The following is a 24,651-nucleotide window of genomic DNA, read 5'->3' as shown; positions in this document are numbered from 1 at the left end:
TGCCTCGCGCGCCGCTGAAACCAGGCCAGGCGGAGGCTCCGCCGCAGCGCCGCCGGAGGAGCGGCCCGCATCCGGCTCCGGCTGATGGAAGCGCAGCTGCTCCTGGCGGTACAACGGCCCGGAACGCTCGGAGCGGCCGGACTCCGGGCCCGGAATATGCCGCCTGCCCCCAAGCGCTTCCTTAACCGTCTCTTCCAGGAACGCCTTCAGCTCCGGCTCCTTGCTGAAGCGCACCTCCATCTTGGAAGGATGCACGTTGACGTCGACGAGACCGGGATGCATCCCGATCTCCAGGACGGCGATCGGGAACCGGTTGATCGGCAGCAGCGTATGGTAGGCGGCCAGGAGAGCCTGCTGCACGGTGAAGCTGCGGATGTAGCGTCCATTGACGACGGTCGTGATCGCGCTGCGGCTCGCCCTCGTCATTTCCGGCTTGGAGATGTAGCCGTTCAGCTCGTAGTCGGGATGCGTTCCCCTCAGCGGCAGCATCGCCTTGGCCGTGGCGGTGCCGTATACCGCCGCGATTACCTGGAGCCGATCCCCGTTGCCCAGCGTCCGCAGCAGATTGCCGCCGTTGTGGGTCAGCGAGAAGGCGATCCCGGGATGCGCGAGCGCGATGCGGTAAATATAGTCCGATATATGTCCAAGCTCCGTCTGGATGCTTTTCATGTACTTGAGCCTGGCGGGCGTGTTGAAGAACAGATCGCGCACGACCATATCGGTGCCTTGAGCGGCACCGGCATGCTCGTCGGCGGTCATCCGCCCGCCTTCCATCACGATGCGCCGGCCGAGTCCGCTGTCGCTTCCGGCCGACGTGCAGTCGACCCTCGCGACAGCCGCGATGCTCGGCAGCGCCTCGCCGCGGAAGCCGAGGCTCGCGATGCGGAACAGATCCCGGCTGTCCAGCAGCTTGCTCGTGGCATGCCGCTGGAACGCCGTCTCCATGTCCTCCGCTTCGATGCCGCCGCCGTCGTCCTGGACGCGGATCAGGCTGAGTCCTCCCTCTTCGATCGTGATGTCGATGGAGGTTGCTCCGGCATCGACCGCGTTCTCCACCAGCTCCTTCACGACCGACGCGGGCCGTTCGACGACTTCGCCCGCGGCAATCTGGTTCGCCAAATGCTCGTCCATCACTTGAATTCTGCCCATGGCCGGTCTCCTCTCTGTGCTGCTGTTCTAGCCCAGCTTGGCCTTCATGTCGCTCAGCCACTGGATCGCCTGCAGCGGAGTCATGTTCAGCAGGTCCAGCTTGCGAAGGCTGTCTGCAAAGGCATCCTCCGCATCCTCGTGCCTGCCCGCCTTGCGCTTGGGCGGCGCATCGCGATGCGCCGCATCCTCGCCGAAGATCGACAGCTGGACCGGATCCGCGACGGCGGCGCCGACTGCCGCTTCGGCCCGGTAGGCTTCGGCGCCCTCCAGGGCCCGCTCCGCCTTCTCCGCCCCTTCCGGATCCCGTATCGCCGTTCCAGCCGTTCGAGCCAAACCCGACGGAGCCAGCATGGCACCGGCTTGACGGTCTGAATCCGCCCGATTCACCTCGCCCGGATCGCCCTTCTTCGACGCAGCCGGCGAATGGTGGCTCTCTGCAGACTCGAGAAGCTCATAGGCGCGTCCGATGATGCTGTCGGGCAGCCCGGCGAGACGGGCGCAGTAGATGCCGTAGCTGGTGCTGGCCGCTCCCGGCACGAGGCGGCGCAGGAAGGTGACGTCGCCGCCGCTTTCCTTGACCGCCATGGAGGCGTTGCTCAGATGCTCCAGAGACTCTTCCAGATGAGACAGCTCGTGGAAATGAGTCGATACGAGCGCCTTGCAGCCCGTCCGGTCGTGCAGGTACTCGATGACCGCCTGCGCGATCGACATGCCTTCCGCGGTCGAGGTGCCCCGTCCCAGCTCGTCGATGATGACGAGGCTGCGCTCCGTCGCCTTGTCGGTCATCTGCTGGATGTCGCGCATCTCCACCATGAACGTGCTCTGGCCGCCGACGAGGTCGTCGGCCGCTCCGATGCGGGTGAAGATCCGGTCGACCAGAGGCAGCCTCGCCGAGCGGGCCGGCACGAAGCAGCCGATCTGGGCCATGACGCAGATCAGAGCCGTCTGGCGCATGTACGTGCTTTTGCCGGCCATGTTCGGTCCCGTTATGAGCAGGACGCGGGCGCCATCGCGCGACAGATCCGCTCCGTTGGCCATGAAGGTGACGTCCTCCATGACCGCTTCCACGACGGGATGGCGGCCGCCTTCTATGAGCAGGTCGTACCCGTCCGATACCGCGGGCCGGACATAGCGGCGCTCGGCGCTGACCGCGGCGAGCGACTGCAGCACATCGGCGCAGGCGATCGTTTCCGCAAGCCGCTGCAGCCGGTGCAGCTGACCCGACACGGCGTCGCGGAGCTGGAGGAAGAGGCTGTATTCGAGATCCGTCATTTTCTCCTCGGCCTCGAGAATGAGCCTCTCCTTCTCCTTGAGCTCCGGCGTGACGTAGCGCTCGGCATTCGCCAGCGTCTGCTTTCTTTCGTACCGGCCTTCCGGCAGGGCGGATATATTCGCTTTGGACACTTCAAGGAAATAGCCGAACACTTTGTTGTAACCGATTTTCAGCGTCTTGATGCCCGTCGCCTCGCGCTCCCTGCGCTCCAACTCGGCCAGCCACCTCTTGCCTCCCGTGCTCGCTTCGCGCAGCTGGTCGAGGTAGGCGTCGTATCCGGCGCGGATCAGTCCGCCTTCGCGCACGGACACCGGAGGCTCGTCCACGAGCACGGTGTCGATCATTTCTCTCAGATCGGCGCATTCGTCCACGCCGCCCGCGAGCTGCCGCAGCGTATGCGACGGAGAGGCGGCAAGAAGCTCCAGCACGGCCGGCACGCGCTCCAGGGAAGCTCTAAGAGCCGCCAGATCGCGGCCGCCCGCCGTACCGTAGGCGACCCGTCCGACAAGCCTTTCCAGATCATAGATCCCATCCAGCTCGCCGCGCAGATCCTCGCGCAGGATGAGATTTCCGTGCAGCGCCTCCACCGCCTCCAGCCGCTCCTCGACCGCAGCCGCAGACAGCAGCGGCTTGTCGATCCAGCGGCGCAGCAGCCTGCCGCCCATCGACGTTTTCGTCCGGTCGAGCAGCCAGAGCAGCGAGCCTTTGCGGCTGCGTCCCTGCACCGTCTCGGTCAGCTCCAGGTTGCGCCGGGTGAACGGATCCAGAATCAGGTACTGGTTCGGCTCGTAGGTGCGGATGCTGCGGACGTGGCCGAGCGACCTCTTCTGGGTTTCCGCCAGATAGCCGGCGAGAGCGGCGACGGCGCGCAGCCTCGGAGCAGCAAGCCCGTTAAGCGCTCCGTCCGGAAACAGCGCCTCCAGCTCCCGCGCCGCCAGAGGCTCGCGGGCGGTGTACAGCACCGGCCTCGCCCCTGCTGGCGGCTTCTGCTTCAGGCTGTCCAGCACGGAAGCGTCCCCGACGATTTCTGCCGGCACGTAGACGTTGATCTCGTCCTGGAGCAGCTCAAGCCCGCCCGGGAACGAGGTGGCGTACAGCTCTCCCGTCGTCAAGTCGCAGGCTGCCAGCGCGAACTGGCCGCCTTCCCGAGCGACGGACACAATATAGTTGTTGGCTTTGTCGGCCAGCGATTTGGTCTCCATGACCGTTCCCGGCGTCACGACGCGGACGATTTCCCTCCGCACGACGCCCTTGGCCGCGGCATGATCCTCCACCTGCTCGCAGATGGCGACCTTGTAGCCCTTTTCAATCAGGCGAGCTATGTATCCCTCAGCCGAATGATACGGCACCCCGCACATCGGTATCCGCTCTTCGCCGCCGCCAGCGCGGCCGGTCAGCGTTATTTCCAGTTCCCTCGAAGCCAGAACGGCATCGTCGAAGAACAGCTCGTAGAAATCTCCAAGACGGAAAAATAGGAAAGCGTCTTTCGCTTCCTGCTTGATGGACATGTACTGCTCCATCATCGGCGTAAGTGCAGCCATTGGGCCCTCCCGGTCAAACTCCAGTATTTTCTCTTCCCGCCGCAGCGGCCTTGTGAACACAATCATCTCTCATTATAGCAGTTCAAGAATGGCCGTACAAAAGGAGAACGCCGGAAAAGGCCGGGCGCTGGCGCGCTTCGGCCGTCTTGTCGGAGCAACGAGGCTGCCTGTTCGTCCTCCTTGCCCCGCATGCATCAAAAAAATCCTCCCTGAAAAGGGCGATAGGCTCTTCCCATGAGTTCAAGCGAAGCAGACATAAGTTCGCCCCGACTAGGTAAACGCCCGCTCTCGAGAAGCCCGATAGACCGATAGGCCCGCTGGCTTCGGCAGCGATCCTTTCATGTCGGCGAAATTGGTTCGGGAACAGGGATTCCCCAGCGGATTCGAAGGTCCCTGCTTTCGTCCCAGCTCGCTCCGCTGCCGACCGCATCCAGGAACGGCTCCAGCCAGGCCTGATGCCTGGAGTACGCAGGAACCTTCTCCAGCGCCGTCCGAAGCGCCGGCAGGCATTCCCGGAGCGTCTCCTTGTCTCCCTCGTAATACGCCTTCACGTAACGACCATCCATGGAAGGCAAATAGTTCAGGCGGGAACTCTCCTCGGCCGCCAGCATGCTGACGGCCAGAGCGTAGCGCGCGGCGGCCGGCGAGACGAGCCAGCTCGGCAGCGTGCGGTATTCAAACCCTCCATGCGGCTGGGGCCTGCTGTCTCCAAGCGTGCCGTACCGCGGACGGCGGGCCCGGCCGCGCGGATCTTCCGCCAGAGCCATCGGAAAAGCGGCATAGCTGTCCAGCACGCGGAGCAGGCGCGATGTCAGCGGGAGCCCGCTGAGATGGACATGGCCTCCCAGCGGCAGGCCGGGCAGCGGCATCGCTCCGGCAAGCAGGCGCATGCCGGGCTTCGATGCTCCCCTCCTCGAAGCCCGCAGCAGCAGGAGACGGATATTCTCGGCCAGACCTTGCGCCGTCGCCGACGGCTCCGGCCGAAGCTCTCCGACCGGCTGCCTGATCTGCCGCCCGGTGAGCAGCACGTCGCTTCCGACGGGGCTGCTCAGGCCTCCGAGATGAGAGGCGGAATGGATTTTTCCGTCGGGCCTCAGGATGACGAACTCCGGATCGGCTCCGATCCGGATGCCCGGTCCGTCCTGCTGCGCCGAAGCGTCCAGCAGGCCTTGGATTCGGCCGCATAAGAAACTCCACAAACCCGCTGCCGCTTCCGGCACGGCAGCCGCCTCCGCAAGCTTTCCTTCGCCGGCAAGCAAAAAGCGCCGGCAGCCGGGCAGACGAATGCCGGCGATGGACGCCCGGCCGCCGTCTGCAGCGCGGACCAGCACCTCGGCGGCATCAAGCCCGAGCTCGTATGCCGCTCTCAGAGCCGCGCGCACGGAACGCCGCATAGCCGGGTCCTCGGCATACCGCCACAGGCCTGCGGGACCGGCGTTGGCGCCCGCATGGAAGCCGGGCATCGAGCCCGGCAAACCGCCGCTGTCCGTCGGCGCTGAGGGCGGCAAGCCGGCGCCGCCTTCCTCTATGGCGCTTGCCAGGCTCCCGGCGAGCATTCCCTTGCGCCACGATTCGGAGCGGATCCGATGCGCAAGCAAAGGCTCTCCCTCTCCGACCGCAACCCGGTACAGCCTGCCGGTCTCCGCAGCTCCTCCCGCATGCAGGCCCGCCGCCTCCAATTCCCTTTGCAGCCGTTCCGGCCCCATGGCCGCTACGCGGGCGGCATTGGCATTGAGCAGCCACGGCAGGCCGGCCGCTTCGCCGGCTCCCGGCCCCCTGCCGCTCAAGAGCGCGCTCCAACGCTCCGGAAGCCGCGAGCTTCCCCAGACAAACACGGCATCCTGCCCGCTCGGTCCGACTTCGCCGGTTTGGCATAAAGGAATGCCCAGACGCGTGGACAACGCGGCGGCATCGTCTTCCTGGCCGTCGCACCATAGCCACATCCTGCCAGCCATGGCATCGCCTCCCCCAGTGATTTGCCGCAGCCTCAGCTGGCCTTGACGCTACAATTCGCCCTGCACAAATAAAGCAGGAAGAAATTATGCGCTAGCCCTACAAAAAAAGAGGGCTTTCGCCCTCGAATTCCTTCGTATGCCTGCATACCCTGCAGTAAGAACCTTGAGGCCCGGCTTTACAGCTCGTCGTCGAGAAGATCGGGATCCAGGTCGTCGAAGCCGCTGTCCCCGTCGTCAAAACCATACTTGCCGTCTTTGCCGTCAAAGTCGTCGCAGCCGCCCGGAACGACCGCTACGCATACTTTGGTTTCGGCAATCATCTCGACCGCGAATTCGCGTTCGACCCGCACGACTACGGAAGAGCCGTTCGAAGAGATATTCGCTTCGATGCAGTTGGGCTCTTGCGTCGATTCAGCCGAAACTTCCTCCGTGGCTGCCCGGTGCTTCGGGTCCACGTAGGAGAGAGGGATGTTTTCGACATAAGAGACCGTTTCCTTCGCTACGTCGGTTTGAGAGTTTTTGTTGTACGAATACCAGATGTTGATGTCGTAAGATCCGACGACCTCAATGCCGTCCCCCGACCGAACCGCTTCATACTGGTGGTTGATGACCCAAGCGCCCAGTATGCTGGTGGGGCGGTGAGGGGGCGTGACGGTATGCGATACCGTCGAGAACTTGCGACCTTTACCGCAGACAGCTTTCGTGATGATTTCTCTAGTCTGAAGCTGTTTATCTGCAATCGTCATTTCTTAACCTCCTCCATACAATCATTCCTTACAAGTGTATGCAGGACATTCGTCTAGGGTGACTCCTTCTTTTCCGGGCGCCGCAACGAATTTTCCCTGATTCATTGTATGGGGCAGGCATGGAGAAGATGACACCGCGCGGCAAATTATTCCCGGGACGCCCCGCTGACGGGGCTGCCGCCGGCATTGCGGCGCTTTTTGTGCCGGCTTGCCGTATCCAGGAAGCGTTCAAGCTCCAGGCACAGCTGAAGCAATGCCGAGCGGGCCTCGAATTCGTCCCGCGTCCGGGGCAGCTCCATCGTCCGGTAGTGTCGCCGCAGCTCGGCCAGCGCGAGCCGGGTCCGGTCTTCATAGTAATCCGACGAGATGTCGCCTTCGATCTTCTCGAGCAGCTCGGCCAGCAGCTCGCCTTGGGGCAGACGCCCGTATACATACGATAGAAGCTGAAGCATCGCAGCGAGGCTCTCCAGCTGACGCCTGCGCATGGCAAAATAAACGGTCCAATAAAAGTCCGGCTCCCAGGGCCGGTTATGCTGTTCCCGCTGCGCCCTTCCCTCTCCCTCGGCGACGTCGTCCTCCAGCTCCAGCAGCTGCGACCCGCTCCAGACACGGCCTGGATCGCGAAGGACCGCGGCCATTTCGGCGAATATCTCGCCGAACTTCCTCTCGACGGAGGTCCGAAGCTGCTGCAGCCGCTTCGTCTCCCCGGGCATGTAGACATGGTTGAACAGCGCCGACCATCCGAGACCGACGAGCAGCAGCAGCAATTCGTTCAGCAGCAGGCCGCCCGTAACCTCCCCCGCGCCATATACGTGGAAGACAAGCACGCTGCCCGGCACGATGCCGTCCCGAAGGCGGAGCCTGGACAGCAAGGGAAATACGAGCAGGACATAGATGGCCGCCGTCCAGATCCGGTATCCGATCAGCTCGAACAGAGCCGAAGAAACCAGCAGCGCGATGACGCCCGCGGCCAGCCTTTCGAACAGGCTGCGGAAGCCTTTGCGCCGGGTCGTCTCGACTCCGAGTATGGCGAGCACCCCGGCGAACAGCGGCTGCGTCAGGTCCAGCAGTTGGGCCGTCCAGATGGCAGCCGCGACGGCAGCAGCCGTTTTCACCACTCTAAGCCCGATTCCTTTCACAGCCATTTCTCCCTGCCTTTCCGATTCCGTTTGACGCGCAAGCCGGCTTCTGCGGCTTGGGCGCGGCGATTATGGGCATCCGCATCCGCGCTTGCTCCCGCGGGATGCGGGGCGGGAGGATGGCCGCTGCCGCTTGCCTTGCAGCGGCATGCGGCAAGTTCGTCCGTCCTCCCGCCTCCCCATGAAAAAAAGCGCTTCGGCCAGCCGGGCTTCCGCCCGGATGCCGCCGAGGCGCCATGCCTGTCGTATCATCCTAGACCTTCCTGCCCGGCACGTCAATTGCAGCCGCGCAGCCCGGATCCGCCGCTTCTTCTCCGCTCCGGATGCCGGCCCCCGATGCAGCAGTCGGCCGGGAATCTCCCCCTGCACGTTCCGCCCTCGCGAGGGCGGCTCCATTCTCGCCGCTCCCTATTCCGAGGCTGCTTCGGTTCCAGCCTTACGACGGCTCTCTCCCGCCGGATACGAGCTTCTTCTCCAGCAGCGCGACGCCCTGGTACATCAAGGTCGCCGTAGCCGCGATCACGACGAGCGTCGACAGGACGAGCGTGAAGTTGAACACCTGGAAGCCGTAAATGATCAGGTAGCCCAGTCCTTCCTTGGCGACCAGGAACTCGCCGACGATGACGCCGACCCATGCCAGGCCGACGTTGACCTTCAGCGTCGAGATGATGACCGGAAACGAAGCCGGCAGGATGACGAGCCGGAACAGCTGCAGCCGCGTCCCGCCGAGCAGCCTCACGACCTTGACGAGGCCGGGCTCGCTGTCCCGGAACCGGTTGTAGATGCCGATCGTCGTCACGATGACCGTCATCGACAGCGTCACGGAGAGAATCGACAGGAAGCCTTGGCCCATGGCCACGATGAAGATCGGCCCGAGGGCGACTTTCGGAAGGCTGTTGAATACGACCAGATAGGGATCGAATACCTTCGATACGAACGGGAACCACCACAACAGCGCGGCAAGCGCTGTCCCGATCAGCGTCCCGAGGACGAATCCCGCCGCCGTCTCCGCCACAGTGACGCCGACATGCGGCCATAACGTGCCGTCCGCGCTCGAGGAAGCCAGCTGGGCGGCGATTTTGGTCGGGTAGCTGAAGAGGAGCGGATCGATCCATTTCAAGCGTCCCGCCGCCTCCCATAGGAGGACGAATGCAGCCAGCAGAAGCAGCTGCACCGACAGAACGGCCGCTCCGATGCTCCGCTCGCGGCGGCGGTAGGCGGCATGAAGCGCCTTCAGCCATCCTGCCCGATCATCACCGCCATGCGGTCCGCCATTGTCTTCCGAAGAAGCCGCTTCCTTGTCTCCGCCTGCCGGATGACAGGCTTTGTCGTCACTCATGAGACCCACCTTCTCTTTCTCCGGCGTTCAGTTCTACCCACAGCGCATCGAACAGCGCCTGAAAGGAAGGATGCTTGCGCGCCTCCGTCGGCGCCAGCCTCCTGATAGCCTCCGGCACGGCGATTTCCTTGCGGATGCGTCCCGGATTGCGGCCGAGCACGACGACCCGGTCGCTCATCGCCGCCGCCTCGGCCAAGTCATGGGTGACGAGCACCGCTGTCTTGCCCAGCTTGCGCAGCGTCGCCTGCACGAGATCCTCAAGCTGCATCTTGATATGCATATCCAGAGCCGAGAACGGCTCGTCGAGCAGCAGCACATCGGGCTCCGGCGCCAGCGTCCTCGTCAGCGCCACCCGCTGCCTCATGCCGCCGGACAGCTCTCCCGGATATTTGCCCTCCGTTCCGGCAAGCCCGACTTCCTCGAGCAGCATTTCGACCCGATTCCGTTCCGCCGCCGCGCGCCTGCCTGCGATGTCCAGGCCGAGCCCGGCATTGTCCCGGATCGTGCGCCATGGCAGGAGGCAGTCCTGCTGAAGCATGTAGCCGACCTTGGCGGACGGCCCCGTTACCGGCTTGCCTCCGAGCAGCACCTGGCCCGCTGCCGGCGGAAACAAGCCCGCAAGCAGGCTGAGCACGGTCGTTTTGCCGCAGCCGCTCGGGCCGACCAGGCTGATGAATTCTCCATGTCCAACAGCCAGCTCCATCCGGTCGACAGCCAGGGAAGCCCCTTTCCTGCCGACATAGACATGCGAGACTCCCCGCAGCTCCAGCATCGGTGATTTGTCGTCCATGTCCTTGTCCTCCTTTCCAAGCGTCGCCCCGAAACGTAGCATGCAGGCCGGACGTGTCCTCCGGCCTGCCGTTCAATCGCCGGACGCTATTTGCCGGCCTTTTCCGCAAACGAATTGTCCACCAGCTTGTCGTGATCGGGACGGTCCTTGAGCTCTCCGGCGGATGTCATGACGTCGAGCAGGTTGTTCCATTCCTCTTTGTCGATGACCGGGTTATCCGCATAGGATCCTTGCTGCTTGTAGCGGTCGATGGAGCTTACGATGATCGTTTTGTCCGTGCTTGGGAAGTAGGATCCGACGGCATCGGCGATTTCCTGGGCGCTGTGCTCCTTGACCCAGGTTTGCGCCTTTTGGACCGCGTTCGTGAACTTCTGCACCGTGTCCTCATTCTTCTTGATGTAGCTTTGCTTGCTCATGAAGACGGTATAAGGCAGATGGCCGCTCTCCACGCCGAACGAAGCGACGACCTTGCCCTTGCCTTCCTTCTCCATCATCGAAGCCTGCGGCTCGAACAGCTGCACGTAATCGCCCGTTCCGGACGCATATGCCGCCGTAATGTTCGCAAAGTCGATATTCTGGATCAGCTTGAGATCCTTGTGGGGGTCGATGCCTTTTTTCTTGAGGGTGAATTCGCCCGCCATCTGCGGCATTCCGCCCTTGCGCTGGCCGAGGAAGGCGGCTCCCTTGAGATTGCTCCAGTCGAAGGCGGCTCCCGTGCGGGACATGAGGAACGTTCCGTCGGTCTGCGTCACCTGGGCAAAGTTGATGACGGGATCGTCGGAGCCTTGCTGATAGACATAAATGGACGTTTCGGAGCCGACGAGAGCGACGTCGATGGCGCCGGACAGCAGCGCGGTCATCGTCTTGTCGCCGCCCGCGGTCGTCTGCAGCTCGACATCAAGCCCTTCGTCCTTGAAGAAGCCTTTGGACAAGGCGACATATTCCGGAGCGTAGAAGAGCGAGCGCGTCACTTCGCCGACACGGATCTTCACCGGACCGCCGCTTTTGCTTCCGCAGCCGGACAGCGAGGCCGTCAGCAGCAGCGAAGCCGCCAGCAGCAGGCCTCCGATAGCTTGTTTTTTCATATGGATGTTTCCTCCCATGTGGACCTTTGTGTGCTACAGCCTATGCTGGCGGCAGCCGGATGGTGAATGGCGGGAGCGACGGCGGGCGTTCGCCGGCAAGCGGCGCGGCATCCGTCAAGACCGCTGTTCCGATTTCAAAGGACATGGCAAAAAAGCCCCTCCTCCGCCATATGAACGGCAGATGGAGAGGCTTGGTCCAAGCTCGGGCAGCCCGGCCGCCGGAGCTTGGGGCCGGCAAGGCGTCGCTGCCTTGGGGCTGCTGCAGCTCGGCGCCGCTTGCTCCTTACAGCTTGTAGATATCCGTGTATTTGGCCCGCAAATACTTCACGAGGTAGCTCGGGTCCAGCGGTTTGCCCGTCGCTCCGACAATGATTTCCTTCGGCGTCTTGAGCTTGCCGTATTTGTGGACGCGGTCTGTCAGCCAGGATTTGATCGGCGTCAGCTCGCCGCGCGCAACCAGCTCCCACATCTCCGGAAGCTGGTCTTCCATCGTGTCGGCCATCTGCGCCGCGTACATGTTGCCGAGGGAATAGGACGGGAAGTAGCCGAACAGCCCGGCGCTCCAGTGCACGTCCTGCATGACGCCCTGAGCGTTGTCCGGCGGCGTGATGCCGAGGTATTCCCGGTATTTGTCGTTCCAGATCGCCGGGAGATCGGATGCCTTCGCCCCTTCGTTGAAGATCATCTTCTCGATCTCGTAGCGGATGATGATATGCAGGTTGTAGGTCAGCTCGTCGGCCTCGATGCGGATGAGGGAAGGCTGGACGGTGTTCTGCGAACGGTAGAATTCCTCCGGACTGATGTTCAGCTGGCCGGGGAAGCGGCTCTGGAGGTCGCCGAAATACCGGTGCCAGAACGGGCGGCTGCGGCCGATCGTGTTCTCCCAAAAGCGCGACTGCGACTCGTGGATGCCCATCGACGTTCCGCCGCACAGGGAAGTTCCGGCGAGCTCCGGCGAGACGTTCTGCTCATACAGCGCATGGCCGCCCTCATGGATCGTGCCGAACAAAGCGCTCGTCACGTCATCGGCCAGATAACGCGTCGTGATCCGCACGTCGCCGAGATTGATTCCCGTAGCGAACGGATGCGCGGTCTCGTCCAGACGTCCGGCTTCGAAGTCGTAGCCCATCTGGCCGAGCATGAACAGGCTGAAGTCCTTCTGCGCGCCTTTGTCGAACAGCTGGTTCAGAAATTCGCGGGAGGGCTTGTTCGGCGAGTCCGCGATGGCCGAAGACAGCGGGACGAGCTCGTCGCGCAGCGAGCTGAAGATGCTGTCCAGCTCGGCGACGGACATGTCCGGCTCATAATCGTCGATCAGCGTATCATACCGGGTAGCCTTCGGCCCCCATAGATCGATGAACTGGTTCGTATACCCGATGACCTTGTCCAGGAACGGCTCGAACGAAGCGAAGTCGTTGTTGCCGCGGGCGACCTCCCAGGCGGATTCCGACTGCGAGATCAGGACGACGGCTTCCTCGTACAGCTTGGCCGGAATCTTGACGCTGCGGTCGTACTGGCGCCGGACTTCATGGACCAGCTTGAGGTCGATCTCGCCCAGGCCGGCCTGCGCTTCCTTCTGCTCGAGAGCCTGCAGCAGCTCTCCCATCTCGGCGGAGGTGGAGAGCTTGAACGCTTCGCCGGCCAGCTGGCCGAGCACCTCGGAGCGGGCGTCCATTCCTTTGCGGGGGGCGCCGGTGCGCAGATCCCAGGCGAGAATGGCCTGGGCTTCATGGTAATTCCGGATTTTCCGGTCCAGAGCGCGGAAATCGGCCAAAGTCCTTTCGTATGTAGATATCGTCACAGGTCGTCACCCTTTCTTCTATGCGTTCTATACTTGATCATAGCGGGGACAGACCTTATAATCAACGGTAATCAAACCGGGCCTCCGGCTGCTCGGAAGCCGCGGACAAAGGAGTGGCGGAAGATGCGCATCACATTCAAGACAGCCGCCGTCGAGGCGCTGAAGCCTTATCTCGAGGACGGGAAGGGCATCCTTAAGCTTGTGTACGATACGGAGGGCTGCGGCTGCGTCGTCAACGGCGTGTCCGCCCTTCACATCGTCGGCCAGGCGAGTCCCGGCGACGTCATCGGCGAAGGCGACCCGTTTCCTTTCCTCTACGAGGAAAGATACGAGGTGTTTTTCGAGCCCGAGCTGAAGCTGGACTACAACCCGGCTCGACAAGCCTTCATCCTGGCGAGCGACAGCCAGATCTACAGCCATGACCTGCGGTTCTTCCCGCAAGGAACGGCCACCTTCTAAACCAACTGTGCGAAAGAGAGGTCGGGAGCATCATGAACAATCTCCAGGAAATGCTTGCCTATAACGAAAAATTCGTCGAGGACAAGAAGTATGAGGAATATTTGACCGACAAATTCCCCGACAAGCGAATGGTCATCCTGACCTGCATGGATGCGCGGCTGTCGGAGCTGCTGCCAAGAGCGCTCAATCTCCGCAACGGCGACGCCAAAATCCTCAAGAACGCCGGCGCCATCATCACGCAGCCGTTCGGCAACATCATGCGAAGCATCCTGGTCGCGCTCTATGAGCTGAACGCGGATGAAGTGTTCATCATCGGCCATTACAACTGCGGCATGACGGGCATCAATCCGGACAGCATGATCGGCAAAATGGTGGATCGGGGAGTGCCTTCCCAGACGATCCGCACGCTGAAGCATTCCGGCGTCGATTTCACCCGCTGGCTGACCGGCTTCGACAATGTGCGGTCGAGCGTCGAGAAGAGCGTAAGCATCGTCCGCAACCACCCTCTGCTCCCTCCGGGCACGCCCGTGCACGGCATGATCATCCATCCTCAGACAGGCAAGCTCGATCTCGTGACCGAAGGATACGAATTTTTGAGAAATGCGGAGCCCGCGCCTGCCGCAGAATAACCCGCAAACCAGCAAAGGCTTATCCGGATCGGGCCGCAGCCCGATCCGGATAAGCCTTTTTGTTCGGTCTCGCAGCGGTCAGCCTCCGCCTCGCGCCGCTGCTCTCTTAAGCCGGAGCGACTGCTCCCGCGCTTGTACGACTTCGCTGCGGTCGCGCGTCAGATGGCGGTGAATCAGCTCATCGCCTGCCACGATATCGCCGCACCAATCCAGCCCTTCCGCAGCGCAGCGTTCCTTGCAGGCAGCCGCCAGCTCGAGATCGCGGATCGGCAGCATCCAGCCGGAGTAAGGGATTCCCTCGCCCCGCTCCAGCAGCGAGGCGGCCTCGTCCAGCTGTCTGCGAAGCAAGCCGCCGTCAAGTCCCGCCTGCTCCAGCAGCGGCAGCGACAGCCTTTCCCAGGCGGAGCGCAGCATTTTGCGGGCTCCTTCCCGGTTGCCGCGCCGCAGATGGTATTGACCGACGGCAATCTGAATCAGTCCGTGCCAGAGCTGGGCCTGCTCGTCGCCGGGATGCTCCTTCCAGTATTCCTCCAGAATCTCGTGGCATTCGAAGTAATCCCTTGTCCCGTGGAACTCTGCGAGATATCGGATATAGGCATCGGGGTATTTGTGGGAGATCAGCATCATGCTTGCCAGCCTTCCTAATCTATAATGTCCAGCCTGCACCAACGGCAGATTGTGAATTAAATCTCATGTGCATCTACATAAAAATGAAACCCGACTATCATCATAGACGTATACACACCCAAACGCAATGGAGGTTCTTGCCGAGAACCCGGCGTTCATACCATCACTTACCACTCGGAGGGGGACTCTTCACGACATGAAAAAAGGATTTATTCTGATGCTGGCCTTTACGGTTCTGTTCGCCTTCACGGCGGCGGGAACGGTTGACGCCAAGCGCGGCGGCATGAAATCTCCGCGCCAGAGCTTTACGCAGACTCCAAAAAAATCGACCGAGAACGTACAGCGGGCGGACACCAATAAAACCCCGGCCGCAGGAGCGGCAGCCGGCACGACGGCGAACCGCGGCTTCTTCAGCGGCGGCGGCATGATGAAGGGCCTCATGATCGGCGGCCTGGCGGGACTGATGTTCGGCAGCATGTTCTCCGGCATGGGCTTCATGGGCGACTTCTTCGGCCTGATCATCAACCTGCTCGCGATCTACATCCTGTTCATGGTCATCCGGTCCATCGTCGTCCACTTCCGCAACAAGCGCAAGGCCGCGACCGACGATCGCCGCGGGCCTTACTGATCGCCGATGCGGATTCTGACGGACGAAATCATCAACGCCGTATGCCTCAGCGAATCCAGCCGGCGCGGGCTCCAGCCTTCGCAGGTCGAGGTGCAGCTCGGCTGGGACGAGGAATACGGCTTCTCCGCCGAAGTCTTTATCGGCGACCGATCGCATTATCTCGTCGAGGCCAACCTCAAGGAAGCGATCGAGCAGTACATGTTCAAGGAGTACGGCATGCGGGTCTATCGTTCCCAGATTACGCTGGACGCCGACGAAGAGTTCTGGGCGGATATCGCCGAATAGCGCTTGAAGCCAGAAATAGACGAAAAGCTTCCCCTTCATCTTCGATAAGATGGTCAGGGGAAGCTTTTTTCGGTTCCAATGAACCTATCGGCTGCGGAATGCGAGCGTCGCATTGATGCCGCCGAAGCCGTAGGAATTGGACAGAGCCGCATCCAGCCTTTTGTCCCGTCCATGGCCGTAAACGAGATCGAGATCGGCCTCCTCGTCAGGTTCCGTCAAGTTGGCCGTCGGCGGCAGCCATCCATGATGCAGAGACAGGCAGGTGATGGCGGCTTCGATCGCTCCCGACGCTCCAAGCGGATGGCCGTACAGCCCTTTCGTGCCGCTGACCGCCACCGGACGGGTTCCGAATACGCTGCGGATGACTTTCGATTCGGTCACATCGTTGAGCAGCGTCGAAGAACCGTGGGCGTTGATGTAGCCCACCTCCTCCTGCAGCATGTCCGCATCGTTCAGCGCCAGCCTCATCGCGCGCTGGGCCTGCGTGCCGCAAGGGAGCGGAGCGCTCATGTGATGGGCGTCGTTCGTCACGCCGAAGCCGCTGATCTCCGCCAGAATGCGGGCTCCCCTGGCGCGGGCATGGCCTTCCTCCTCGATGACGAGCACAGCCGCCCCTTCCCCCATGACGAATCCGTCCCGCGTGCGGTCGAACGGGCGGCTGGCCCTTCCCGGCTCGTCGTTGCGGGTCGACATCGCGCGCAGCAGATCGAAGGCTCCGAACGACAGCGGAGAGAGCGGAGACTCCGCGCCTCCCGCGAGCATGACGTCGGCTTCGCCGCGGCGGATGGCCTGGAGCGCCCTGCCGATCGCCACAGCGCCCGAAGCGCAGCTCATCGAGTTGGTCTCGTTCGGACCGTTGAAGCCGAATTCCATCGCCATGTTGCAGGAGGAAGCTCCTCCGAAGACGGAGAAGCCGAGCGTCGGAGACACGCTCCGGTAACCGCCGGCCATGTACTGGCTGCACTGCTCCTCGGCATAGGAGATGCCTCCCAGCGCGCTTCCCATGAAGATGCCCGTCCGCTCCGGATCCAGCGCTCCGGCCTCGATGCCCGCATGCCGCAGCGCCATCCGGCCGGATGCGATCGACAGCTGCGAGTACCGGTCGGTGCGATGCGCCCGTTTGCGGTCCATATAGTCTTCGGCCCGAAAGTCCTTGATCTGCGCTGCAATCCGGCTTTTCAAGCCTTCCGGAACGAAGCGGTCGATCGGACCGACGGCGCTCTCGCCCCGGCGCACCCCTTCCCAAAGAGATTCGGCTCCAGTGCCGATCGGCGTCACGCATCCGATACCCGTAATGACTGCCCTGCGGTCGCTCATGAACGATGCCCCATTCCGGCGGCTTCCGCCGCGAATTTGATTCCTGCCAAGGTCCGGTCCGCGATGACCTGCACGAAGGCCGGCCCTATGATTCCTCTTGCGGCCAGACCGCCTACCGGCGGACGATCCCATTCATGCACGATGGACGCTTTTGTTCCTTCCCCGCTCGGCTCCAGCCTCCATTCCACGTCCATGCCCTTTGTCACCCCTTCGATATGACGGTACAATATGCGGCTCTCGGCTTCCCTCGATTCCATCCTGCTCACCCACCACACCGGCCAGCGCAGCCTGCCGAAATGCCTCCATGCGGCCATTTCCACGATGCCGTAATCAGGGGCTCCGGTTCGAAACGACACGGAGCGGTAGTGGTGCAAATGAACCGGCCACTGATCGACATCCCTTGCGTAAGGGAACACCTCGTCAGGCGCTCTTTGGATGTAAATCTCATTATACGTATGCATCGCTGCACTCCTCCTTCGGAATTAGCTGTCGAATCCAGTCAAGTAACGCTGCCGCAATCGCCGATCCATGCAGCGAGCCGGCTCCCGGCTCCGGGCGTCCGGCCCAATATCCGGATGGAAGCCTCGAACAATCGGGGCCGCGCCGCTCCGAATTCGATCACCCGCTGGAGAGCCGCTGCAGCGGCGAACTCCTTCCGATAGAGCCGTCCATACACGCTGAGCTGGCGCTCGTCTCCGGTTTCGAGCGCCCGCAGCAGCAGCGGCGCGGCCAGCTCGGCGCTCCTAAGCGCCCGATAGATGCCCTGGCCGGTAAGCGGATCGTAATAACCGGCCGCATCTCCGACAAGTACGATGCGTCCGGAGGCCGGCTGCGGAATGGGCTGATGGAACGGGCCGCATGCGAGAGGCTCATCCTCCAGGACGGCGTGACGGCAGCGTCCCTCCAGCCGGGGGCGCCTCGACAGCTCCCTAAGCATGGCGGCGCTCTTGTTCCTGCCTTCCTCCGCCCATGCCGAGCCTGCCGGCAGGACAAGCGTGACATTGGCGGCATCTCCTTTGAGCGGGGCGATTCCAAGGGTCGAGCCTTCATTCAGATGCAGCTCCACCCTGTCGCGAAGCTGTTCGATGCCGCTCATTCGCGCCGTAATGGCGATTTTGCGCAGCGCCCCCCACGGAGCTCCAAGTCCGGATGAACGGGCGACGGCGGAGCGGATGCCGTCCGCGCCCGCTACATAACGGGCTCGAATGCGGAAGGTGCCGCCGCCTGCCTCCCCCTCCACGAGGCAGCCGCCGTCATCGCCGCGCATCGCCCTCCGTACGCGATGCTCCTGCAGCACTTCGGCGCCGGCAAGCTCCGCCTGCTCCAGCAGCCAGCCGTCCAGCTGATCGCGGCGGCAGCTAAACCCCGCTGCGCCGCCAGGAAACTCCGCTTCCATGCTCGCGGTCCCGCAGTGCAGCAGCCAGCCGCGCAGCGGATGACCGAATGTCTGGGCCGGACCTGCCGCTCCGCCTTCGGCGAAGCGCCGCTTCCCGGCCAGCCTTTCCAAGGCGGCTGCGGCGCCTGGATTCAGCGACTCTCCGCAGGGCTTGCCTCTGGGATGCCGCCGCGCCTCCAGCAGAGCCGTTTTCAGCCCGGCTCTCGCAAGCGTCCAAGCAAGCGCGCTTCCGGCAGGGCCGGCTCCCGCCACGAGCACGTCATACACGGCTGAGCAGCGCCAGCCGGTAGGGGAAGTGGCGCTTGACCGTCGCATCAAGCCCTGCGGCGGCTAGCAGCCTGCGAGCCTCCGCCGCCGTGAACGACCGCTGGACGGACAACGGACCGTCATGCCGCGTCACCGGACTTCGCCACACCAGCTTGGCGAGCAGCCTCGCGATGCCGTATGCCGTACGGCTCCGTTCCAAATCCGTGACGATCCAGCCCTTCCTCGTCACGCGATCCATCTCCCGCAGCATCGAGACGGCATCCTCGTCGCTCATATGATGCAGGGCGAGGTTGCTGAACGCAATATCGAAAGCTCCGTCGCCATAGGGAAGATGGCGTCCATCTCCTTCATGAATGGTGATGGACGCATGCCCTCCTGTCCGCTTGCGGGCCAGCTTTGCGATGGATGGACTGATCTCGACTCCGGTCACCTCGAGCGGAATGCCCCGTTTCTCCGCCCACCGGCACAGAGCGAGCGGCTGATCGGCCATGCCTGTCGCCACATCGAGCACTCGGACGGGAGACGCGCTTCCTCTCAAGCCCGTCAGCAGCCTGCCCAGATGCCGGAAGAGGGGCGGATTGCCCCCGAGCCATCGATTGACCGCCCAAACTTCCAGCAAGCTTGCCTCCAGTTCCTCCTGCGACAGAGCCTCCTCTTCATCCAGCCATTCCTTTCTCAGCTGACGCTTCACAGTCTGCTCCTCCTTGATCATGTCGTCAGGCGTAGTATGCGCTTTATTGCCAAAACCATCCATCGGCAGCGCAAAAGAAGATGCCGAAGCCGGCATCCGCAACTATCCTCCCTACCATGCATGCCAGCCGAGCCGCGGGCGGGAAATCCATGATATACTCATGGAATATAATGGAATGAAAGAGGGGATAAGCTTGCATGGGATCTATTCCGTGATGGACAAGTATTTCCAGGCTTGGAATGACGGTTTCGTCAGCAAAAACGCCGATGCGATCCGTGCCATGATGTCGCCGGGCTTTGCCGGTTATTGGGCGCATTCGGGACTGGAGCGGCCGGATCAGTACGGGTTCGGCTACGATTTGGAAGGCGTGCTCAGCCAATACGGGGAAGCTTCGAAGAGCTACGAAATCTCGGATGTCCAGGAGCGCAGGGAAGGCGAGGAAGTTCTCGTCCTCGGCAGGGAGATCAATCTGGTGGAGGGCACTCCGCATCCGGCGCTGTTCATGTTCGTATGGAGGCTGGAAGACGGACAGTGGAAGCTGGCGAGAGAATATATCGAACTGGAGAAATAAAAGAAGATCCCGCTCCTCCCTTTGCCCGGGACAAGCGGGATCTTGCTGACTGCAGACTGAAAGAAAATCATTCGCGGGCCAGGCCAGGCTGCTTTCCGTCCGCTTGACGCTTTGGCCTGCTGCCTGCTGCCTGCTGCCGGTCTCCGCCGCGAAGCGCCCGATGCTCCAAATAGTCTCTGCAGGCCGTGAAAGGGCCTGCTGCTCGTCGGAAAGGAAGGCTAGCGTGAACAAGCCGCTCGGCTGCTTGGATACCTTGATCATGACGGCAGGGCAAGGTCCACATGCTTCCGGCAGGTCCTCCGGCCGGCAGAGACGGCGGAAAGCTCCGCATGAAGGCATCCGGCGGATATGCCGCGGTCGGCGGACTCGGCCTTGAAGCCGTTTCGCAGCCGACTAGGCGGCCTGCCTTAACGCCGCGAAGCCGTTCTCTTGAAAGCAAGGATGAAGGCGGCCGGATCCTCTTCCACGTTGAACGGATAGACTCCGGAGCTCGTATGCAGATACAGGATGCCGAGCTGTCCGCCGACGATCCGATACGAGATGTCGTATACGTCCTTCAAGGGGAAGCTTCTGCCTTCGGCGATTATCGTTTCCCCGTCCAGCAGCAAGTCCAGCTCGAGAACGACGGTGTCCATCCCGGAGCCGTTCAAAACCCGCTCCATTTTGATGTAGCGCTGTTTGGCCAGCATGTCCTGCACGCCTCCTTTCTTCTGTCCGCTGCGGCCGATCAAGCCCTTCCAAGCCAAAAAAGGGAGCGGCGGCCGCCCCCCTTCATTTCCCTCTGCAGGCTGACCTCAGAACGCGACGCCGATGCCCCCTTCGCCGGCATAAGTACCCATGACAGGTCCCATGCTGGAGAACAGCACCTTCTTGAACGGATGCTTCTCCAGCACCCGATCCTTGAATTCGAGAGCGAGCACTTCGCAGTTGCTGTGGACGATCGCGACAAAACCGTTCTCGTAGTCGTGCTGCTTGTCTTCGAGCCTTGCGAGCAAAGAGTTCAGCGCTTTGCGGAAGCCGCGCGTCTTCTCTTCGACCTCGACGACGCCTTCTTCATTGATTTTGAGCAGCAGCTTGATGTTGAGCACCGACGCCACGCCGCCGGCAAGCCTGCTCAGCCTTCCGCCCTTGATGACGTTCTCGAGGCTGTCGAGCGTGAAGAAAGCGCTTGTCTCAAGCGCAAGCCTGCTGACCTTGTCCTTGAGCTCGTCGAGGCTGGAGCAGGTGCGGGCCCATTCGGCCGCCTGGGACACCACCAGGGACAGGCCGCCGGAAAAGGTTTTGGAGTCGATGATTTCAATCCGGTTCGGCAGGCCCTCGTCCTCGTACAGCCCCTTGGCGATCAAGGCGGACTGATAGGTGCTGCTGATGTTCGAGGACATGCTGACGACCAGAATGTCGCGGCCGGGTTCTACGGCCTTATATGCTTCCAGAAACGTGTTCGGGCTTGGGCTTGCGGTCCGCGGAAGCTCCGGGCATGCCCGCATGCGGGCATAAAAGCTTGCGGCATCCGTGTCATCCGGCATAAGCTCGTCCTGGAACGAGACGGGAAGATGAACGATGGTAATGGAATGGGCTGCAATGAAGTCGGTCGGGAGATCAGAACCGCTGTCTGTGATGATTTGAATAGGCATGGTGTAAGCGCTCCTTTCAATGCTTCCATTATACCGAAGCCGTTCCCCTCAAAAATAGTAACAAATATAACTTGTCAAAAGGCTTAAGGTATGCATCGGCCAAGCCAGGACGTTGGCGAGCCTTACCAGGCTCGGATCACTTTCGCGCTATCGTCCGAAGGATAATAATGCTTGTCCTTGCTTTTCTCGCCGATTGCGAATACCGAGAAGCCCATGAACCCAGGCTTGCCGGAGAAGGCTTCCCGGTAAGCCTGGAACAGCCTTGCCTGCTCGCCTCCGTCCTCCACGTCCGAAGGGGATGGATTCCAGGGCTCTTTCGCCGCATATTCGCGGGCTGGAAACCCGAGCTCGCCGAAGTAGACCGGCTTGCCCCATTTGCCCGACAATGCCATGACTTCGCTCACGACATCCTGGCCGCGGCCGTTCACTTCGGTGGAGCTCAATGCCGACAGCAGCTGTCCGGCCGTATTTACCCGACGCTCGGACAGCTCGAAATAGGCCGCGACCGTAATGAAGTCGGTATCCGCCCAGAGAGGGTTGTCCCGCTTGGCTTCGTAAGCGGCCGTGCTGGCCTTGTCCCAGGCAGCCGTATACCACCAATTGGTTTTATACGTCAGAAGTCCGCTGTACTCGCCTCTCAGCTGCTGGAGCATGGAGCTCCATTCGCCGCCGAACCGCTCCAGATGCACGAGATTGGAGCCGGCGATCATCGCATCGGCGTGATAAGGCTCGGCAACCCGGCGTGCGAGCGGAACAAGCACTCTGCTCCGCCACTGCTCGAAAAAGGCATCGAGATGATCCGGATTCCAGTCGGTCTCCACCTCGCTGCCTCGATTGATCCATGGATAAGGCTCCACGATGATCCGCATGCCTCGGCTCTGAAGCCGGGGAATGAGCTCGATGGCCTTGTTCAGGCTGGCTTCGTCCAGCGTCATGTCGCTCGAGCGCACATCGCTCACTTCGACGACGACCGGAACATTGACCGTGTTCAGACCAAGCCTGCCGGCATCCTCCAGCACTTGTTCCGGATCGTAATCGACCGACAGGTTGGCCGATTTGACTTTCAGGCTCAGGAAGTCCGTCTTCTCCTTCGGCTGGGATGACGTCCACATCCATACCGCGGCTGCAAAAGCCGCCGCAGCCAGACCCGCTGCAAGCAGCATCTTCACGAGGCGTCCTATCGGGAACACAGGCGCTACCTCCTTCTGTATTTGCGCAGATAGAAGACGATTCCCGCGATCAGGAGAAGCAGCACCGTGCCGAACAGAATCGTGAACAGCCGGGCTTGTCCGGTGCTCAGATTCACTTTCTCGCTCAGGCTGTAGCTGTCGTCGCCGCTGAAGGCATGATTGGTCGCTTCTCCCCACCGGTTGATCAGGACGGCGTTGCCGATCAGGCCGGAGGCATTTTTATCCTGTGCGAGAAACTTGCCTGCGAGCGCCAAATTCCGCTCGTCCGGAGCCGTGACGGCCAGCACGGCCGTTTCCGGGTCCGCCGGAGACGGAATTAGCTGCAAAGAAACGAGCTGCTTGGCGAATTCGGGCAGCAGCCTCCGTTTTTCATTGGATATGAAATAGCTGAAGGAAGAATCATAGCGGAACCATAAGCTTCCGTTCAACGCTTTGAGCGCCGGGAGGCTGGCAGGCGTGCCGGCCGCGATGACATTGACGCCCTTGTCGCGGGTTGGATTCCACTTTCCTTCGGACAGCACCTTCAGGGAAGCGCTGTTGTCGGTGAGGGAACGGCCCAGATAAGAAGCGGCTCCAGCCAGAAGCGAGTAGTCGTCTCCGTCCGGATCGGAAGGAAGCGCGAAAGCCGCGTCGTTCCACTTGCCGTTCTTGATGAAGGGCCAAGGATAATAATCCAGAAGCATCGAGCGCTCATCCTTGGCCGGGAGGCTGACGGAGGAGGACGGATCGACATAGGCCCACGGAGTCTGCTCTCCCGTCGGCGCGCAGCTCAAATCGTTCATCTGCAGGTCGAACGCAACCGAGAACTCCAGATACGACAGCTTGGCCGCGCGGCTCGGAATGTTGACTTCCCACACATCGCTGTCCGCCTTGGAGGCATCCAGCTTTTTGCTGCCGGCCGGAATTCCGTTCACATACAGCGTCGCGAGGGACTGGCCGAAATTCAGGTTCCGGGCATACCGGAGCTGGAACTTCGCTTTGGCTCCCGGAACGACGAGCTTGTTGGATGGAAGCTTGATGTCGAATGTCGTCTGCTGGCGCAGCGGCCCTCTTACTTCCAGCCCGTTGTCGTAGCCGAGCTGCTCCAGCGTCCATGTATCGCCGGTCAAACGGCCGGAGGCCAGATTGATGTCCGTGCCGGCCGGTATGAGCGCGGACGAGTCGCTCAGCTGCGAGGTCATGTCCTTGTTCTGCAGCAGCCGGGCCGCCGTGTCGAGAACGGAGGAATCGTCTCCGCTGGCGATGACCATCAGGATGCGGTTCGGATTGTAGGGCGATACCGTCCGGAACAGCACCGGCCCTTCCCCGATGCGGGATACCGCCTCCTGCGGCGCCGCGGAACGGATTTCCTCGGGCATTCCGGACAACCGGCCTACGTAGATGAGATGATCGTTCCGATGGTCTCCGGCAACGATTGCCGCATGCTTGTCCATATGAAGTCCGACGAGGCCGTCCGGCGCATAGGAGCCCAAGGAAGCGGCGGCTTGAAGGGCGGCCGCCGTCTCCGCTTCGTCCGGCTGGTCGGGAAGGACGATGGAGGTGCCGGTGCCCGATGTGTCGCCTGCATCTTTCAGAAACGGATAAGGGAATTGCGACAGCTCGAGGGAGGGCAGCTCGGTGCGGTAGCCGATCTCCAGCCAGGAGCTTTTCTGGACGGTCAGCCAGTTGTCCTTGTCCCGCTCGTCGACACAAAATCCGATTTCTCCGAATTCCTTATTGCCGAGCCATAAGCGGATCTCATTGCTGCCGGAACGCCAGGCATCGGCCGGAACGGCTACATCGAGCCTTTTGCCGGTCTCGCCGTAACCGCTCAGAGCGGCCGAATGAACCGGCTTGCCGTTGATTTCGACGGTCAGGGAGCTGAGCGAGGCTTTGCGGCTTGCCCGGATATCGAGGTGGAGCACGGACTGCTGCACCGACCAGCGGGTGCCGAGATTGAAATAGGATGCCTGGGAAGCGTAAATGCCCTGAAGCCGCAGCTCCTGCGGGTACGGAAGCTTGGCGAAGAGCGTCCCGTCCGCATAATAACGCGGCTGGCCGGCAGCCGGCGTTTCTGCCGCATTGGCGGACGGCTCAGCGGCGGTGGACGGCTTCGCTGCCGCGTCGGCCGTCGGCTGGGCCGCGGACGGCGTCGCTGCC

Annotated in this window: 24 protein-coding genes; 6 read left to right on the top strand and 18 right to left on the bottom strand. The window is 62.1% G+C overall.

The genetic code is table 11. The features are described from left to right. From mutL to PHU01S_RS23895, 8 genes are all read right to left on the bottom strand, one after another. The coding region (mutL, locus tag PHU01S_RS23930) for a DNA mismatch repair endonuclease MutL (protein WP_127510275.1) at positions 1-1,149 on the bottom strand (1,149 nt) is incomplete at its 3' end. 27 nt (positions 1,150-1,176) lie between these two features. Further along, positions 1,177-3,963: a DNA mismatch repair protein MutS gene (gene mutS, locus PHU01S_RS23925; protein WP_127510273.1), complete on the bottom strand. Its 2,787-nt coding sequence runs from the start codon at positions 3,961-3,963 to the stop codon at positions 1,177-1,179. A 338-nt stretch (positions 3,964-4,301) separates the two neighbouring features. Beyond that, positions 4,302-5,918 (bottom strand): putative amidoligase domain-containing protein, encoded by a 1,617-nt coding sequence (locus tag PHU01S_RS23920; protein ID WP_127510271.1) that lies wholly within the window; start codon positions 5,916-5,918, stop codon positions 4,302-4,304. A 176-nt stretch (positions 5,919-6,094) separates the two neighbouring features. Then, positions 6,095-6,664 (bottom strand): outer spore coat protein CotE, encoded by a 570-nt coding sequence (locus tag PHU01S_RS23915; RefSeq protein WP_021882315.1) that lies wholly within the window; start codon positions 6,662-6,664, stop codon positions 6,095-6,097. Positions 6,665-6,810: 146 nt separating this feature from the next. Then, entirely contained in the window at positions 6,811-7,803 is a 993-nt protein-coding gene (locus tag PHU01S_RS23910) for an aromatic acid exporter family protein (protein WP_232316784.1), read from the bottom strand. Between the two features lie 436 nt (positions 7,804-8,239). Next, positions 8,240-9,142: an ABC transporter permease gene (locus PHU01S_RS23905; RefSeq protein WP_127510269.1), complete on the bottom strand. Its 903-nt coding sequence runs from the start codon at positions 9,140-9,142 to the stop codon at positions 8,240-8,242. Continuing rightward, positions 9,135-9,932 (bottom strand): ABC transporter ATP-binding protein, encoded by a 798-nt coding sequence (locus tag PHU01S_RS23900; protein ID WP_127510267.1) that lies wholly within the window; start codon positions 9,930-9,932, stop codon positions 9,135-9,137. Before PHU01S_RS23900 ends, PHU01S_RS23905 begins: the two co-directional genes overlap by 8 nt. A gap of 86 nt (positions 9,933-10,018) precedes the next feature. Beyond that, complete coding sequence (locus PHU01S_RS23895; RefSeq protein WP_048749312.1) at positions 10,019-11,017, bottom strand: ABC transporter substrate-binding protein; 999 nt, start codon at positions 11,015-11,017, stop codon at positions 10,019-10,021. A 143-nt stretch (positions 11,018-11,160) separates the two neighbouring features. Between PHU01S_RS23895 and PHU01S_RS26470 the strand changes: the two genes are divergently transcribed. Then, a complete protein-coding gene (locus tag PHU01S_RS26470; RefSeq protein WP_218032496.1) occupies positions 11,161-11,313 on the top strand; it encodes a hypothetical protein in 153 nt (50 codons plus the stop codon). Here the strand turns inward: PHU01S_RS26470 and PHU01S_RS23890 are convergent. Continuing rightward, positions 11,301-12,812, bottom strand: a complete 1,512-nt coding sequence (locus PHU01S_RS23890) for a carboxypeptidase M32 (RefSeq protein WP_127510277.1) — start codon at positions 12,810-12,812, stop codon at positions 11,301-11,303. The two genes, PHU01S_RS26470 and PHU01S_RS23890, sit on opposite strands and share 13 nt — an antisense overlap. A gap of 129 nt (positions 12,813-12,941) precedes the next feature. Here PHU01S_RS23890 and PHU01S_RS23885 point away from each other — a divergent pair, with 129 nt between their 5' ends. Continuing rightward, complete coding sequence (locus PHU01S_RS23885) at positions 12,942-13,277, top strand: iron-sulfur cluster biosynthesis family protein (protein WP_021880760.1); 336 nt, start codon at positions 12,942-12,944, stop codon at positions 13,275-13,277. 32 nt (positions 13,278-13,309) lie between these two features. Continuing rightward, positions 13,310-13,906 carry a beta-class carbonic anhydrase gene (locus tag PHU01S_RS23880; RefSeq protein WP_048749310.1) on the top strand — a complete coding sequence of 199 codons (597 nt, stop codon included), beginning with the start codon at positions 13,310-13,312 and terminating at the stop codon, positions 13,904-13,906. Positions 13,907-13,984: 78 nt separating this feature from the next. On the opposite strand, the gene PHU01S_RS23875 is transcribed toward PHU01S_RS23880, so the two are convergent. After that, the gene (locus PHU01S_RS23875; RefSeq protein WP_048749308.1) at positions 13,985-14,533 is read right to left on the bottom strand and encodes a DUF309 domain-containing protein; all 549 of its coding nucleotides are present in this window, start codon (positions 14,531-14,533) and stop codon (positions 13,985-13,987) included. A gap of 196 nt (positions 14,534-14,729) precedes the next feature. Between PHU01S_RS23875 and PHU01S_RS23870 the strand changes: the two genes are divergently transcribed. Beyond that, entirely contained in the window at positions 14,730-15,161 is a 432-nt protein-coding gene (locus PHU01S_RS23870; protein WP_021880757.1) for an Import inner membrane translocase subunit Tim44, read from the top strand. A 6-nt stretch (positions 15,162-15,167) separates the two neighbouring features. Continuing rightward, positions 15,168-15,446 carry a DUF2653 family protein gene (locus PHU01S_RS23865; protein ID WP_048749306.1) on the top strand — a complete coding sequence of 93 codons (279 nt, stop codon included), beginning with the start codon at positions 15,168-15,170 and terminating at the stop codon, positions 15,444-15,446. A gap of 84 nt (positions 15,447-15,530) precedes the next feature. Here the strand turns inward: PHU01S_RS23865 and PHU01S_RS23860 are convergent, their stop codons facing one another. From PHU01S_RS23860 to PHU01S_RS23845, 4 genes are read right to left on the bottom strand one after another with little or no spacing between them, the layout of a single operon-like run. Beyond that, positions 15,531-16,763: a beta-ketoacyl-[acyl-carrier-protein] synthase family protein gene (locus PHU01S_RS23860; RefSeq protein ID WP_127510265.1), complete on the bottom strand. Its 1,233-nt coding sequence runs from the start codon at positions 16,761-16,763 to the stop codon at positions 15,531-15,533. Next, positions 16,760-17,224, bottom strand: a complete 465-nt coding sequence (locus tag PHU01S_RS23855; protein WP_049867284.1) for an SRPBCC family protein — start codon at positions 17,222-17,224, stop codon at positions 16,760-16,762. The genes PHU01S_RS23860 and PHU01S_RS23855 overlap by 4 nt, the downstream gene beginning before the upstream one ends. A gap of 38 nt (positions 17,225-17,262) precedes the next feature. Beyond that, the gene (locus PHU01S_RS23850; RefSeq protein WP_218032495.1) at positions 17,263-18,474 is read right to left on the bottom strand and encodes an NAD(P)/FAD-dependent oxidoreductase; all 1,212 of its coding nucleotides are present in this window, start codon (positions 18,472-18,474) and stop codon (positions 17,263-17,265) included. Further along, a complete protein-coding gene (locus PHU01S_RS23845) occupies positions 18,419-19,117 on the bottom strand; it encodes a methyltransferase domain-containing protein (protein WP_164763180.1) in 699 nt (232 codons plus the stop codon). The genes PHU01S_RS23850 and PHU01S_RS23845 overlap by 56 nt, the downstream gene beginning before the upstream one ends. A gap of 193 nt (positions 19,118-19,310) precedes the next feature. Between PHU01S_RS23845 and PHU01S_RS23840 the strand changes: the two genes are divergently transcribed. After that, the gene (locus tag PHU01S_RS23840; RefSeq protein ID WP_232313291.1) at positions 19,311-19,688 is read left to right on the top strand and encodes a nuclear transport factor 2 family protein; all 378 of its coding nucleotides are present in this window, start codon (positions 19,311-19,313) and stop codon (positions 19,686-19,688) included. 407 nt (positions 19,689-20,095) lie between these two features. Here the strand turns inward: PHU01S_RS23840 and PHU01S_RS23835 are convergent, their stop codons facing one another. From PHU01S_RS23835 to PHU01S_RS23820, 4 genes are all read right to left on the bottom strand, one after another. Then, positions 20,096-20,434, bottom strand: a complete 339-nt coding sequence (locus PHU01S_RS23835; protein ID WP_048749296.1) for a hypothetical protein — start codon at positions 20,432-20,434, stop codon at positions 20,096-20,098. Between the two features lie 48 nt (positions 20,435-20,482). Next, positions 20,483-21,322: a DegV family protein gene (locus tag PHU01S_RS23830; protein WP_048749294.1), complete on the bottom strand. Its 840-nt coding sequence runs from the start codon at positions 21,320-21,322 to the stop codon at positions 20,483-20,485. Positions 21,323-21,444: 122 nt separating this feature from the next. Further along, positions 21,445-22,512 carry a glycoside hydrolase family 113 gene (locus PHU01S_RS23825; RefSeq protein WP_049867282.1) on the bottom strand — a complete coding sequence of 356 codons (1,068 nt, stop codon included), beginning with the start codon at positions 22,510-22,512 and terminating at the stop codon, positions 21,445-21,447. A 5-nt stretch (positions 22,513-22,517) separates the two neighbouring features. Beyond that, on the bottom strand, positions 22,518-24,651 hold a 2,134-nt coding region (locus PHU01S_RS23820; protein ID WP_164763179.1), incomplete at its 5' end, for a cellulose biosynthesis cyclic di-GMP-binding regulatory protein BcsB.

This window comes from Paenibacillus humicus NBRC 102415 (genome assembly GCF_004000905.1).
GTDB classification, from domain to species: domain Bacteria; phylum Bacillota; class Bacilli; order Paenibacillales; family Paenibacillaceae; genus Paenibacillus_O; species Paenibacillus_O humicus.
Note: the sequence above shows the minus strand (reverse complement) of the source record. Positions and strands in the feature narration are given on the sequence as shown.

Excerpts from the sequence above, each read along its gene's own strand:
- PHU01S_RS23860 (WP_127510265.1), bottom strand. The coding sequence starts at position 16,763 with ATGAGCGACCGCAGGGCAGTCATTACGGGTATCGGATGCGTGACGCCG.
- PHU01S_RS26470 (WP_218032496.1), top strand. The coding sequence starts at position 11,161 with ATGGCAAAAAAGCCCCTCCTCCGCCATATGAACGGCAGATGGAGAGGC.
- PHU01S_RS23905 (WP_127510269.1), bottom strand. The coding sequence starts at position 9,142 with ATGAGTGACGACAAAGCCTGTCATCCGGCAGGCGGAGACAAGGAAGCG.
- PHU01S_RS23855 (WP_049867284.1), bottom strand. The coding sequence starts at position 17,224 with ATGCATACGTATAATGAGATTTACATCCAAAGAGCGCCTGACGAGGTG.
- mutS (WP_127510273.1), bottom strand. The coding sequence starts at position 3,963 with ATGGCTGCACTTACGCCGATGATGGAGCAGTACATGTCCATCAAGCAG.
- PHU01S_RS23830 (WP_048749294.1), bottom strand. The coding sequence starts at position 21,322 with ATGCCTATTCAAATCATCACAGACAGCGGTTCTGATCTCCCGACCGAC.
- PHU01S_RS23880 (WP_048749310.1), top strand. The coding sequence starts at position 13,310 with ATGAACAATCTCCAGGAAATGCTTGCCTATAACGAAAAATTCGTCGAG.
- PHU01S_RS23870 (WP_021880757.1), top strand. The coding sequence starts at position 14,730 with ATGAAAAAAGGATTTATTCTGATGCTGGCCTTTACGGTTCTGTTCGCC.
- PHU01S_RS23895 (WP_048749312.1), bottom strand. The coding sequence starts at position 11,017 with ATGAAAAAACAAGCTATCGGAGGCCTGCTGCTGGCGGCTTCGCTGCTG.
- PHU01S_RS23850 (WP_218032495.1), bottom strand. The coding sequence starts at position 18,474 with ATGCGACGGTCAAGCGCCACTTCCCCTACCGGCTGGCGCTGCTCAGCC.
- PHU01S_RS23875 (WP_048749308.1), bottom strand. The coding sequence starts at position 14,533 with ATGATGCTGATCTCCCACAAATACCCCGATGCCTATATCCGATATCTC.
- PHU01S_RS23885 (WP_021880760.1), top strand. The coding sequence starts at position 12,942 with ATGCGCATCACATTCAAGACAGCCGCCGTCGAGGCGCTGAAGCCTTAT.
- PHU01S_RS23900 (WP_127510267.1), bottom strand. The coding sequence starts at position 9,932 with ATGGACGACAAATCACCGATGCTGGAGCTGCGGGGAGTCTCGCATGTC.
- PHU01S_RS23865 (WP_048749306.1), top strand. The coding sequence starts at position 15,168 with ATGCGGATTCTGACGGACGAAATCATCAACGCCGTATGCCTCAGCGAA.
- PHU01S_RS23915 (WP_021882315.1), bottom strand. The coding sequence starts at position 6,664 with ATGACGATTGCAGATAAACAGCTTCAGACTAGAGAAATCATCACGAAA.
- PHU01S_RS23920 (WP_127510271.1), bottom strand. The coding sequence starts at position 5,918 with ATGGCTGGCAGGATGTGGCTATGGTGCGACGGCCAGGAAGACGATGCC.